Origin of the sequence: Amycolatopsis sp. PS_44_ISF1, from assembly GCF_032335455.1 — a bacterium.
In the GTDB taxonomy this organism is placed as follows: domain Bacteria; phylum Actinomycetota; class Actinomycetes; order Mycobacteriales; family Pseudonocardiaceae; genus Amycolatopsis.
Genome location: NZ_JANUXO010000016.1, coordinates 1 through 11828, shown reverse-complemented (window position 1 = coordinate 11828; position 11828 = coordinate 1). Strand labels below are relative to the sequence as shown.

11 protein-coding genes and 3 pseudogenes are annotated in these 11828 nt (G+C 71.1%); 8 read left to right on the top strand and 6 right to left on the bottom strand.

The features are described 5' to 3' along the window. Both NYF13_RS36645 and mptB read right to left on the bottom strand, forming a co-directional pair. Nucleotides 1–106 (bottom strand): annotated as a pseudogene (locus NYF13_RS36645) (ABC transporter ATP-binding protein); the annotation flags it as partial. Between the two features lie 6 nt (nt 107–112). Next, nucleotides 113–1714, bottom strand: coding sequence for a polyprenol phosphomannose-dependent alpha 1,6 mannosyltransferase MptB (gene mptB, locus NYF13_RS36640; RefSeq protein WP_315660403.1), 1602 nt, complete (start codon nt 1712–1714; stop codon nt 113–115). Nucleotides 1715–1879: 165 nt separating this feature from the next. Between mptB and NYF13_RS36635 the strand changes: the two genes are divergently transcribed. The 8 genes from NYF13_RS36635 to NYF13_RS36600 all read left to right on the top strand — a co-directional run bounded on the left by NYF13_RS36635 (nt 1880) and on the right by NYF13_RS36600 (nt 9384). Continuing rightward, nucleotides 1880–2743 carry a metalloregulator ArsR/SmtB family transcription factor gene (locus NYF13_RS36635; protein WP_315659797.1) on the top strand — a complete coding sequence of 288 codons (864 nt, stop codon included), beginning with the start codon at nt 1880–1882 and terminating at the stop codon, nt 2741–2743. Further along, complete coding sequence (gene sufB / locus NYF13_RS36630) at nt 2740–4188, top strand: Fe-S cluster assembly protein SufB (protein WP_315659795.1); 1449 nt, start codon at nt 2740–2742, stop codon at nt 4186–4188. The genes NYF13_RS36635 and sufB overlap by 4 nt, the downstream gene beginning before the upstream one ends. A gap of 2 nt (nt 4189–4190) precedes the next feature. Continuing rightward, nucleotides 4191–5363: a Fe-S cluster assembly protein SufD gene (gene sufD / locus NYF13_RS36625; protein ID WP_315659794.1), complete on the top strand. Its 1173-nt coding sequence runs from the start codon at nt 4191–4193 to the stop codon at nt 5361–5363. Between the two features lie 34 nt (nt 5364–5397). Further along, nucleotides 5398–6168: a Fe-S cluster assembly ATPase SufC gene (sufC, locus tag NYF13_RS36620; protein ID WP_315659793.1), complete on the top strand. Its 771-nt coding sequence runs from the start codon at nt 5398–5400 to the stop codon at nt 6166–6168. Between the two features lie 51 nt (nt 6169–6219). Beyond that, nucleotides 6220–7536 carry a cysteine desulfurase gene (locus NYF13_RS36615; RefSeq protein ID WP_315659792.1) on the top strand — a complete coding sequence of 439 codons (1317 nt, stop codon included), beginning with the start codon at nt 6220–6222 and terminating at the stop codon, nt 7534–7536. Then, nucleotides 7533–7982 carry a Fe-S cluster assembly sulfur transfer protein SufU gene (sufU, locus tag NYF13_RS36610; protein WP_315659791.1) on the top strand — a complete coding sequence of 150 codons (450 nt, stop codon included), beginning with the start codon at nt 7533–7535 and terminating at the stop codon, nt 7980–7982. The genes NYF13_RS36615 and sufU overlap by 4 nt, the downstream gene beginning before the upstream one ends. Next, nucleotides 7979–8401 carry a metal-sulfur cluster assembly factor gene (locus NYF13_RS36605; protein WP_315659790.1) on the top strand — a complete coding sequence of 141 codons (423 nt, stop codon included), beginning with the start codon at nt 7979–7981 and terminating at the stop codon, nt 8399–8401. Before sufU ends, NYF13_RS36605 begins: the two co-directional genes overlap by 4 nt. A gap of 440 nt (nt 8402–8841) precedes the next feature. Continuing rightward, the gene (locus NYF13_RS36600) at nt 8842–9384 is read left to right on the top strand and encodes a snapalysin family zinc-dependent metalloprotease (protein WP_315659789.1); all 543 of its coding nucleotides are present in this window, start codon (nt 8842–8844) and stop codon (nt 9382–9384) included. Nucleotides 9385–9511: 127 nt separating this feature from the next. Here NYF13_RS36600 and NYF13_RS36595 read toward each other — a convergent pair. From NYF13_RS36595 to pyrF, 4 genes and pseudogenes are all read right to left on the bottom strand, one after another. Beyond that, nucleotides 9512–10630: pseudogene (locus NYF13_RS36595) on the bottom strand (diguanylate cyclase domain-containing protein); the annotation flags it as partial. A gap of 1 nt (nt 10631) precedes the next feature. Further along, nucleotides 10632–10904: pseudogene (locus NYF13_RS36590) on the bottom strand (guanylate kinase); the annotation flags it as partial. After that, nucleotides 10901–11218, bottom strand: coding sequence for an integration host factor, actinobacterial type (mihF, locus tag NYF13_RS36585; RefSeq protein ID WP_003096398.1), 318 nt, complete (start codon nt 11216–11218; stop codon nt 10901–10903). The pseudogene NYF13_RS36590 and the gene mihF, both read right to left, overlap by 4 nt. 107 nt (nt 11219–11325) lie before the next feature. Then, nucleotides 11326–11828: orotidine-5'-phosphate decarboxylase (gene pyrF / locus NYF13_RS36580; protein WP_315662608.1), on the bottom strand; the 503-nt coding region annotated here is incomplete at its 5' end.

Sequence of the window (11828 nt, the reverse complement as noted above, 5' to 3'; positions counted from 1 at the left end):
GGGCCAGCAGGCAGCCGCGCTCCATCCGCAGGTCGAGACCGTCGACGGCGGTGGTTGAGCCGTAGCTTTTCACCAAGCCGGTGAGCTCGACGGCGGGGTTGTTCACAACGCCTCACGATACGACGTCGGCCACGGCCTTCGGTTCCGGGGACGTCCTGGACAGCAGGAGCGGCGAGACCCGGTACACCACGGCGAGTCCGCCGAGGGTCACCAGCGCCGCCGCGCCGTAGGCCCACGGCAGGATGTAGGCGTGCCCGTCGAACGCGCTCCCGGTGGGGGGCAGCAGGAACGGCAGCCCGGCGCTGATCACCGTCGCGGCGGTGCGGAACCGTGAGGTGCCGGCCGCCGCGGCCAGCGGGATCACCGCCCACAGCACGTACCAGGGCTGGAGGCTGATCTGCAGCATCATCGCCGCGCCCAGGCCCACGCCGAGGCCGATGATCGGCCGGTAGCGCCACTTGAAGCTGGCCCAGAGGAACTTGACGGTGACCGCCGCGGTGACCAGGTAGCCGAGCACGCCGACGATCGGCACCAGCGCGTTGGTGTGGTTGCCCAGGCCGAGCGCGATGCCGAGCACCCCGGCCAGGTTCGCCAGCTCGGCGGTGGGGGAGATCCAGGAGCGCACCAGCCCCGGCGTGGCCAGGGTGGTGCCGACCCAGCCGAAGCCCAGTCCCGTGCCGTAGCAGACCGCGACCAGCACCACGCCGAACAGCAGCGCCATCGGCGCGCCCGCCCACACCAGGTCCTTCAGCCGCCCGTGCCAGCGGCGCGCCACCATTACCGCGAAGAACGGCAGGGCCAGCAGCGCCGGCACCTTGATCGAGGCGCCGAGGGTGATGATCGTGACGCCGAGCGCGATGAACAGCAGCTCCCCGCGGGCCAGCGGCGGCGGGCTGTCGCCCTTGACCCGCACCGGCAGCCGGCGGATGCCGACCTCCAGCCCGGCCACCATCAGCCCGATGGCCAGCGAATCGTTGTGGGCGCCGGCGACGAAGTGGAAGATCAGCAGCGGGTTCGCCGCGCCGAGCCACAGCGCGGTGACCGGCTGCACGCCGAACCGCCGGGCCAGCCGCGGCACCGCCCACACGATCAGCACCACGCCCACCAGCGCCAGCGCGCGCTGCAGCAGCACGCCGACCACGATGTCGTTGCCGCCGACCGGCGCGAGCCAGCCGCCCAGGCGCAGCAGCAGCGGGCCGTACGGCGCCGGGGTGTCGCGCCACATGTTCGACACCCCCGCGGTGAGCGGGTCGGCGATGCCGAGCGCCGGCGCCGGGCCCAGCTGGTACGGGTCCATGCCGCGGTGCACGATCTCGCTCTGCGCCAGGTAGCTGTAGACGTCGCGGGAGAACAGCGGCGGGATGGCCAGCAGCGGCGCCACCCACATGGCGATGGTGCGGGCGAGCTGGCCCTGGGTGGCCAGCCGCGCGCTGGCCGGGCGGGCGAAGCGGCCGAGCATCAGCCAGCTGAGCACCAGGATGCCCATGCCGGAGAAGGCGATGGCCAGCGAGACCGAGGGGATCCGGGTGAACAGCCGCAGCACCGGGAGGTTCTGCACCGGGTTGATCACCGGGGCGGCGCCGGCGCCGAGCGAGCCCAGCGCGAGGAACAGCGAGCCGACCGTGCCGAACCGGCGGACCACGTCCAGCCCGCGGTGTTCGGCCTGGTCCAGGGGCTGCGACTCGTGCGGGCGGACGGGTGAGGGAGGCGCCACGGCCGTCGCCGTGCCGCCCGCTACGCCCGCTTCCGGGTCCCGTTGCACGGGTTGTTCGCCGACTGCCACGCCAGGAAGGGTATCGAGTCGCCCGCACCGGTGATGCGGGTCACTGACGCAGACCCCGCCTTTGCCCCGGGCGGGGAAATAAGACACACTTGTGTTGTGAAAAAGAACGGGACCCCGGACCAGGCGGGCGGCGTTGCGCCGCGGGCCGGGTCCGTCGGCGTTCCCGTGCCGGTCAACGCCGTGAACGCGGCCGAGGGCCGGACCCGGCACGAAGTGGCGCGGCTGCTGCTGGAGCAGGGCCCGATGACCGCGGCCGTCGTCGCGGAGCAGCTCGGGATCAGCCTCACGGCGATCCGCCGGCACCTGGACGCGCTGGTGGCCGACGGCGAGGCGGAGACCCGCGAAGCCTCCCGCCGCGAACCGCGCGGGCGCGGCCGGCCGGCCAGGTTCTTCCTGCTCACCGAATCGGGCCGGGCCCGGTTCGGGCACGCCTACGACGACCTCGCCGTCTCGGCCATCCGCTTCCTCGCCGAGCACGCGGGGCCCGACGCCGTGCGCGCCTTCGCCGAGCGCCGGGTCGAGGCCCTGGTCGGTCCGCACCGGCCGGCCATCACCGGCCCGGGCGACCCGGTGATCCGGGCCGAGGCCCTGGCGACCGCCCTGACCAGGGAGGGCTACGCTGCGTCGACCCGCCGGGTCGGGACCCCGGGCGGTCTCGGCCACCACGTCGGAGTCCAGCTCTGCCAGCACCACTGCCCGGTCGCGCACGTGGCCGCGGAGTTCCCGCAGCTGTGCGAGGCCGAGACCGAGGCGTTCGCCCGGCTGCTCGGCACCCACGTGCAGCGGCTGGCGACGATCGCACGCGGCGACAACGCGTGCACCACACACGTACCCGTCACCGCGACGGGTATCCCGGCCCATCCCGAGCCGGACAGCACCAGGCCCCCGGACGCGGCGGCGGAAACGCCGGTGTCCGACGGGCGCACAGCACGGATCCCGAATGGAGGGAAACCCGCATGACTGCCGCTGCCGAGCAGCGCACTCCCACCACCGCGCCCCTGAGCCAGGAAGAGACCATCGAGTCCCTTGGCAAGTACGCGTTCGGCTGGGCCGACTCCGACGAAGCGGGCGCCAGCGCCCGCCGCGGGCTGAACGAGGACGTCGTCAGCGACATCTCCGCGAAGAAGTCCGAGCCGGAGTGGATGCGCGACGCCCGCTTGAAGGCGCTCAAGCTCTTCGAGCTGAAGCCGATGCCCAACTGGGGCGCCGACCTCTCCGGGATCGACTTCGAGAACATCAAGTACTTCGTGCGGTCCAGCGAGAAGCAGGCGACCAGCTGGGAAGACCTGCCCGAGGACATCAAGAACACCTACGACAAGCTCGGCATCCCCGAGGCGGAGAAGCAGCGCCTCGTGGCCGGCGTCGCCGCGCAGTACGAGTCCGAGGTGGTCTACCACTCCATCCGCGAGGACCTGGAGGCCCAGGGCGTCCTGTTCCTGGACACCGACACCGCGCTCAAGACGCACCCGGAGCTGTTCGAGGAGTACTTCGGCTCGGTGATCCCGGCCGGGGACAACAAGTTCTCCGCGCTGAACACGGCGGTGTGGTCCGGCGGCTCGTTCATCTACGTGCCCAAGGGCGTCAAGGTGGACATCCCGCTGCAGGCCTACTTCCGGATCAACACCGAGAACATGGGCCAGTTCGAGCGCACGCTGATCATCGTCGACGAAGACGCCTACGTGCACTACGTCGAGGGCTGCACCGCGCCGATCTACCAGTCCGACTCGCTGCACTCCGCGGTCGTCGAGATCATCGTGAAGAAGGGCGGCCGCTGCCGCTACACGACGATCCAGAACTGGTCGAACAACGTCTACAACCTGGTCACGAAGCGCGCCAAGTGCGAAGAGGGCGCGACCATGGAGTGGATCGACGGCAACATCGGCTCCAAGGTGACCATGAAGTACCCGTCGGTCTTCCTGATGGGCGAGCACGCCAAGGGCGAGGTGCTTTCGGTCGCGTTCGCGGGCGAGGGCCAGCACCAGGACGCGGGCGCCAAGATGGAGCACCTCGCGCCGCACACCTCCTCGACCATCGTGTCGAAGTCGGTGGCGCGCGGCGGCGGCCGGACCTCCTACCGGGGCCTGGTGCGGGTGGCCAAGCGGGCGCACCACTCGCGCTCCAGCGTGGTCTGCGACGCCCTGCTGGTGGACACCATCTCGCGCTCGGACACCTACCCGTACGTGGACATCCGCAACGACGAGGTGTCCATGGGCCACGAGGCCACGGTGTCCAAGGTCAGCGAAGAGCAGCTGTTCTACCTGATGTCGCGCGGACTCGACGAGGCCGAGGCGATGGCGATGATCGTGCGCGGGTTCGTCGAGCCGATCGCGCGCGAGCTGCCGATGGAGTACGCGCTCGAGCTGAACCGCCTGATCGAGCTCCAGATGGAAGGGTCCGTCGGCTAGTCATGTCGGTTACCGAGAACAACGTTTCCGAAGCTCTCCGTGAAGGAGCGGTGGTTCCGGCCACTTCCCGCGCGGAGCGCTTCACCTCCTACGACGTCGAGGCCTTCGAGGTTCCCGGAGGTCGTGAGGAGAACTGGCGCTTCACGCCGATGAAGCGGCTGCGCGGCCTGCACGACGGCAGCGCGGCCGCCTCCGGCGAGATCACGCTGGACGCCGACGCCGCCCCCGAGCTGACCGTCGAGACCGTCGGCCGGGAAGACCCGCGGCTGGGCCGGGCGGGGGTGCCGAGCGACCGGATCGCGGCGCAGGCCTACTCCTCCTTCCCCCAGGCCACCGTGGTCACGGTGCCGAAGGAGACCACCGCCTCGAAGCCTTCGGTGCTGCGCGTCCACGGGCCCGGCGAGGGCAAGCTCGCCTACGGGCACCTGCAGGTCCGGGTCGAGGCGTTCGCGCAGGCCGTGATCGTGCTCGACCACGTCGGCTCCGGCACCTACGCGGACAACGTGGAGTTCCTGGTCGGCGACTCGGCCAAGCTGACCGTGGTCAGCGTCCAGGACTGGGCCGACGACGCGGTGCACGTGTCCGAGCAGCACCTCGAACTCGGCCGCGACGCCACGCTCAAGCACACCGTGATCACCCTGGGCGGCGACCTGGTCCGGATCTCGCCGACCGCGTCCTTCGCCGAGCGCGGCGGCGACGTGGAGATGCTGGGCGTCTACTTCTCCGACGCCGGCCAGCACCAGGAGCACCGGCTGTTCGTGGACCACGCGGTGCCCCACTGCCGATCACGCGTGATGTACAAGGGCGCGCTGCAGGGCGACGGAGCCCACAGCGTGTGGATCGGGGACGTGCTGATCCGGGCGGCCGCCGAGGCCACCGACACTTACGAGCTCAACCGCAACCTGGTGCTGACGCCGGGCGCGCGCGCGGACTCGGTGCCGAACCTGGAGATCGAGACCGGCGAGATCGAAGGCGCCGGCCACGCGAGCGCGACGGGAAGGTTCGACGACGAGCAGTTGTTCTACCTGCAGTCGCGGGGGATCGCCGAGGACGCCGCGCGCCGCTTGGTCGTGCGCGGGTTCTTCCACGAGATCCTGGTCAAGATCGAGGTCCCCGAGGTGCGCGAGCGCCTCGAGGCGGCGATCGAGGCCGAGCTCGAAGCCGTTGGCGTCTGACGCCGTCCACACCAGAACTCGAGGAAAACGTAGAATGGCTACCCTGGAAATCAAGGACCTGCACGCCTCGGTGAACACCGAAGAAGGCGCCAAGGAGATCCTCAAGGGCGTCGACCTGACCATCCGGTCGGGCGAGACCCACGCGATCATGGGCCCGAACGGCTCCGGCAAGTCCACCCTGTCCTACGCCGTCGCCGGCCACCCGAAGTACCAGGTGACCTCGGGCCAGGTGCTGCTCGACGGTGAGAACGTGCTCGAGATGAGCGTGGACGAGCGCGCCCGCGCCGGGCTGTTCCTGGCCATGCAGTACCCGGTCGAGGTGCCCGGGGTCTCGATGTCCAACTTCCTCCGCACCGCGGTCACCGCGGTCCGGGGCGAGGCCCCCAAGCTGCGCCACTGGGTCAAGGAGGTCAAGGAGGAGATGAACAAGCTCGAGATCTCCTCGGAGTTCGCCGAGCGCAGCGTGAACGAGGGCTTCTCCGGCGGCGAGAAGAAGCGCCACGAGATCCTCCAGCTCTCGCTGCTCAAGCCGAAGTTCGCCATCCTCGACGAGACCGACTCGGGTCTCGACGTGGACGCGCTGCGCGTGGTCTCCGAAGGGGTCAACGCGTACAAGGCTTCGGCCGAGGTCGGCGTCATGCTGATCACGCACTACACCCGGATCCTGCGGCACATCACGCCGGACTTCGTGCACGTGTTCGCCGGCGGCCGGATCGTCGAATCGGGGGGCAAGGAGCTGGCCGACGAGCTGGAGGCCAACGGTTACGTCAAGTACGCCGGCAAGAACGAGCCCGCCGCCGTCTGACCTTCCCCGCCCGCCGGAGTTCCCGACTACACCGAGAGAGGAGTTGGCGTGATGACCACCACGGCTTCGAACAGCCCGACCAACTCTGTCCCCCTTGACGTGGCGGCGCTGCGCGCCGACTTCCCCATCCTGTCCCGCACCGTGCGGGACGGGAAACCCCTGGTGTACCTGGACTCCGGCGCGACCTCGCAGCGGCCGGCGCCGGTCCTCGACGCCGAGCGGCGGTTCCTGGAGACCTCGAACGCCGCCGTGCACCGCGGGGCGCACCAGCTCGCCGAGGAGGCGACCGACGCCTACGAGTCCGCCCGGGCCCGGATCGCGGAGTTCACCGGCACCTCGCCGGAGGAGCTGGTGTTCACCAAGAACGCCACCGAGGGCATCAACCTGGTGGCGTACGCGATGAGCAACGCGGCCACCGCCGGTCCCGGCGCGGAGCGGTTCGCCGTCGGCCCCGGTGACGAGATCGTCATCACCGAGATGGAGCACCACGCGAACCTCGTGCCCTGGCAGCAGTTGTGCCAGCGCACCGGGGCGACGTTGAAGTGGTTCGAGGTGACCGCCGAGGGCCGGCTCGACCTGTCCGCCATCGACGAGCTGATCACCCCGCGCACGAAGCTGGTGGCGTTCGCGCACCAGTCCAACGTGCTGGGCACGATCAACCCGGTCGAGCGGCTGGTGGCCAAGGCCAGGCAGGTCGGCGCGCTGACCCTGCTCGACGCCTGCCAGTCGGTCCCGCACGGGCTCTACGGCCAGGGCGCGGTCGACCTCCGCGCGCTGGGCGTCGACTTCGCCGTGTGGTCCGGGCACAAGATGCTGGGCCCGTCCGGCATCGGCGTGCTCTACGGCCGCACCGAACTGCTCGAAGCGATGCCGCCGTTCCTCACCGGCGGGTCGATGATCGAGCTGGTGCGGATGGAGCGGACCACGTTCGCGCCGCCGCCGCAGAAGTTCGAGGCCGGGGTGCCGATGACCTCGCAGGCCATCGGGCTCGGCGCGGCGGTGGACTACCTGTCGGCGATCGGCATGGACCGCGTCGCGGCCCACGAGCACCGGCTCACCGAGCGGGCCCTGGCCGGGATCGGCGCGATCGACGGTGTCACCGTCGTCGGGCCGACCGACCTCGCGGACCGCGGCGGCACGGTTTCGTTCGTGATCGACGGGGTGCACCCGCACGACGCCGGCCAGGTGCTCGACAGCCTGGGCATCGCCGTGCGCGTCGGCCACCACTGCGCGTGGCCGCTGCACCGGGCCTGCGGGGTGCCGGCCACCGTGCGGGCGACGTTCTACCTCTACAACACACTGTCCGAAGTGGACGCCCTCGTCGACGGGATCCGCGAGGCGCAGAAGTTCTTCGGAGTGGCCCGGTGAACCTGGAGAGCATGTACCAGGAGATCATCCTGGACCACTACAAGAACCCGCACGGGCGGGGCCTGCGCGACCCGTTCGACGCGGAGTCGTTCCAGGTCAACCCGACCTGCGGGGACGAGGTCACGCTGCGGGTGAAGGTGGACGGCGGGAAGGTCGCCGACGTCTCCTACGACGGGCAGGGCTGTTCGATCAGCCAGGCTTCGACTTCGGTCATGACCGACCTCGTCGTGGGGCACACCGTGGCGGAGGCGTTCACCACCATGGACGCCTTCGTGGAACTGATGCAGGGCAAGGGCAAGGTCGAGCCGGACGAGGACGTGCTGGAGGACGGGATCGCCTTCGCGGGCGTCGCCAAGTACCCGGCCCGCGTCAAGTGCGCACTGCTCGGCTGGATGGCGTTCAAGGACGCCGTGGCCCGCACCACCACAGGAGCTGAGAAGGCATGAGCGAAGAGACCCAGACCGCGACCGGGACCACTGAGGCCCCGGAGCACCGCGAGGGCCGCACGGCCGCCGACCTGCCGGAGCAGACTGGCTCGGTCCCGGCCGACGTGGCGAGGATCGAAGACATCGAAGAGGCCATGCGCGACGTGGTCGACCCCGAGCTGGGCATCAACGTCGTCGACCTCGGCCTGGTCTACGACATCCACGTGGAGGCCGACAAGTCGGTCACCCTGGACATGACGCTGACGTCCGCGGCCTGCCCGCTGACCGACGTGATCGAGGACCAGACCGCGGCGGCGCTGACCTCCGGCGGCCTGGTCAGCGACTTCCGGATCAACTGGGTCTGGATGCCGCCGTGGGGCCCGGAGAAGATCACCGACGACGGCCGCGAGCAGTTGCGCGCCCTCGGGTTCACGGTCTGAGCCGAGCCGGACCCAGGGCCGTCCCGCACTTCGGTGCGGGACGGCCCTTTTCCTGGCCGACTGGTGTATAACGGCCTATACTCCTGCGCTTTCGGGAACGACGCCGGTTGTGGCGGTGATCGGCCCGGCGTCGACCTTCGCCAATAGTCCACTGTGGACACTGAAGCGCTCGTGCGAGAATTTCCGCTTTCCGGGCTCGTCCCGCCGATGACCGGTCCGGACGCCCGGTTCGACTGAGCTGCCACTGTCTATTGTGGATGGTCGTTGGGCCGCACCGGATCCGGCTTGCTGACCGGGGTCCGGTGCGGCGGCCACCGGAGGTGCGCGGTCCCCTACTTTCGGACGTGGCCGGCGGTTCGGTGAACTCCTAACGTGTTCTCCCGGACCGTGGTTGCCGGTTTCCGGTGGCCAAATGGGACTTCCCCGGCGAAGGAGACACGATGAAGGTACGCGGGTTCGGGCGGATCGCGGCGGTGGCCCTGGCGGTCTCGGCGCCGCTGGGCATCGGGCTGGTGACGGCGCCCGGTGCTTCGGCGGCCGAGGCGACCACGGTGTACTACGACTCCAGTGGGGCGCCCGACTACACGGCCCAGATCGACCAGGGCGCGGCCAACTGGAACGCCGCCGTGGACGACGTGAAGCTGGTCGAGGGGGACGGGAACGCGACCGTGGTGTTCCACGAGACCGACAGCGGCGGGTCTTACACCAACACCGACGGGCACGGGAACGGGGACATCTACCTGGACACCAGCCAGGTGGCGGAGGGGTTCGACCCCACCCGGATCGCGGCGCACGAACTGGGGCACAACCTCGGGCTGCCGGACGACTACAGCGGGCCCTGCTCGGAGCTGATGTCGGGGCACGGGCCGGGAACCTCCTGCACGAACGCCAAGCCCAGCGCGGCTGAGGCTTCCCGGGTGGAGTCGTTGTGGGCCAACGGTTTCGTGGCCGCTTCGGCGGTGCGGGTGAGTGCTGCCTACTGAGGTGGCCGCAGCGGTGACGCCCTCCTGGAGCGCGGTGTGACCTCCGACGGCGGCTCGGTGCCGAGGCGGGAAAGCCGCCTTCGCGCCGGGCCGTCGTCCGTGGTCCGGTTTCGGCTCGGGCCGGTGTTCACGCCGAGCGGCCGGCCGCCACGCCCGGGGTCACTCCTTTGAGGACTTCGACCCGGTCGGTGCCGGGGCGGCTCAGGACCCAGCTCGAGCCGGAGACCGCTTTCGCGCGCTTCTTCAACGGGACCAGCAGGCGGGAAGCCTCCCGGTAGGAGGCCAGGGAACCGCGGCCGCACACCAGGGCGGCCAGCGACACGGTGACGGGCAGGCCCTCGGCCGACCAGGTGGTGTCCAGCAGGGCCGCGGCCACCGTGGCTATTTCGTCCACGTCGCAGACGATCAGGAAGTCGTCGCCGCCCACGTGGCCGACGCGCATTCGGCGGAGGCGGCCGGACAGGGTCGAAAGGGTCGCGCCCAGCTCCCGGATCAGGTCGTCGCCCGCGGCGAAGCCGGCGTTGTCGTTCACCGCCTTGAAGGAGTCGACGTCCAGCCAGGCGGCGACGAAGGGTTCGCCGGCGGCGATGCGGCGTTCCACGTCCCGGGCGACGGTTTCGCTGCCGGGGAGGCGGGTCAGGGGGCTCAGGGTGACGGCTTCTTCGACCTTCAGCTCCGCGACGCCGCGCACCACCTCGGTCACCAGCACCACGCCTAGGCAGCGGCCTTCGGCGTCCACCACCACGACGTCGTCGCCGGTGCGGCCCCAGTCGGCGTCGGTGACCAGCTCCAGGAACTCCAGGGCGCCGGCGCCCGCTTCCATGGTGCGGGGCCGGTCGGCCAGGCGTTCGGCCGGGCGGCGGGCGTGCAGGGCGTGGCCGTAGGGGCCGGTCACCGCGACCAGGAAGCGGGTCCGGTCCACTGACCACTGTGGACGGTTCTCGGGGTCCACCCCGACCACGCCGCCGGGGGCGTCGGCGGCGGCCAGGACCGCGCGGACGTCGTCGCAGGTCGCCTCCCGGGCCACGGTGGTGGCGGGGCGGAGGAAGTCGCCGACGCGGGGGGCCCGCGGGGAGGCGGGGGCGCGGCGCTCGTCCGGCAGCCCAGCGCCGGCGGCCGGGGCGCACCGGTGCACGGCGGCGGGGGACAGGAGGTCGCCCTGCGCGATCCGGACGCCCAGACCCTGCGCGGCCTCCAGCTGCGGGCCGGTCTCGATGCCGGTGGCGATCAGGCGGATGCCGGTGCGGCCCCCGGGCGACCAGCTCGTCGAACTCGTCCTGGCCGACGAAGTGGTAGTGGCGGCCGTCGACCTCGCCGGGGCGCGGCTCGCGGGTGGTGACCGAGACGCTGAAGTAGAGATCCGGCTCGAGCTGGCGCAGCTCCCCCACCACGCTCGACTTCCCGACCCCGGAAGGCCCCGAGACGACGGTGAGCCGGTGACGGGAGGTCTCCCCCGCCACCGGCTCACCATCGCGGCCGGCGCCCCGGAGCACCGGGGAGTCCTGACCGACGCCGCTCACTCTCCGCTGAACTCGGCCAGCAGCGCCTTGCGCTGCCGGTCGCCGAGCCCGCGGAGCCTGCGGCTGGGTGCGATCTCCAGTCGTTCCATCGTCTGCTGGGCCCGGACCTTGCCGACGCCGGGGAGCGCCTCGAGCAGGGCCGAAACCTTCATCTTGCCGAGGACCTCGTTCTCCTCGGCCTGCTTCAGCACGTCGACCAGAGTGGTACCGCCCCGCTTCAGCCGCTCCTTCAGCTCAGCCCGGATGCGGCGGGCGGCGGCGGCCTTCTCCAGCGCCGCAGCACGCTGTTCCTCTGTCAGCTGGGGAAGTGCCACGTTTTCCTCCGGTAGTTCTCAAATCTGGGTGGGTGACGCGACGGTACCCACCCTGGAGCAGGCGCCACAATGCGGGGGTGGCTGGTGGAGGGCGATTCCGGGGCCTGCTATTGGCCGTTTTCCCTGCCCCCGGCCAGCCGGTCCGCCACTTGGCCTACCGCTCGGCGCAGCGCGGCGGCATCCGGGCCGTGGCGCAGCAGGTCACGGGAGGAGGCGGGCAGCAATCCGGGACGTCCGGGCCCGAACAGTGCCCGCAAGTCCCCCGCGGTCGCGCCCTGGGCCCCGAAACCGGGCGCCAGCACGGGTCCGTTCAACCGGGACAGGTCCAGTTCGCCCGCGGCGACGGTGGCGCCGACGACGACGCCGACATCGCCGTAGGGCTCCGCCCCCTCGTTGTGCTCCGCCGCGGCGTCGACGACGCTCTGGGCCACCGTGCGGCCGTCCGGGAGCTTCGCGTTCTGCAGCGCGTGCGCCTCCGGGTTCGAAGTGCGGGCGAGCACGAACAACCCGTTGCCCGCCTCGCGCGCGGCGGTCACCGCGGGCTCCAGCGCGCCGAAGCCGAGATACGGCGAGACCGTGATGGCGTCGGCGGTGAACGCGGCTTCCCCGG

What these genes read in the sequence shown, in the direction of transcription:
- sufB (WP_315659795.1), top strand. Translation starts at nt 2,740, where the DNA reads ATGACTGCCGCTGCCGAGCAGCGCACTCCCACCACCGCGCCCCTGAGC.
- NYF13_RS36605 (WP_315659790.1), top strand. Translation starts at nt 7,979, where the DNA reads ATGAGCGAAGAGACCCAGACCGCGACCGGGACCACTGAGGCCCCGGAG.
- NYF13_RS36600 (WP_315659789.1), top strand. Translation starts at nt 8,842, where the DNA reads ATGAAGGTACGCGGGTTCGGGCGGATCGCGGCGGTGGCCCTGGCGGTC.
- sufC (WP_315659793.1), top strand. Translation starts at nt 5,398, where the DNA reads ATGGCTACCCTGGAAATCAAGGACCTGCACGCCTCGGTGAACACCGAA.
- sufD (WP_315659794.1), top strand. Translation starts at nt 4,191, where the DNA reads ATGTCGGTTACCGAGAACAACGTTTCCGAAGCTCTCCGTGAAGGAGCG.
- NYF13_RS36615 (WP_315659792.1), top strand. Translation starts at nt 6,220, where the DNA reads ATGACCACCACGGCTTCGAACAGCCCGACCAACTCTGTCCCCCTTGAC.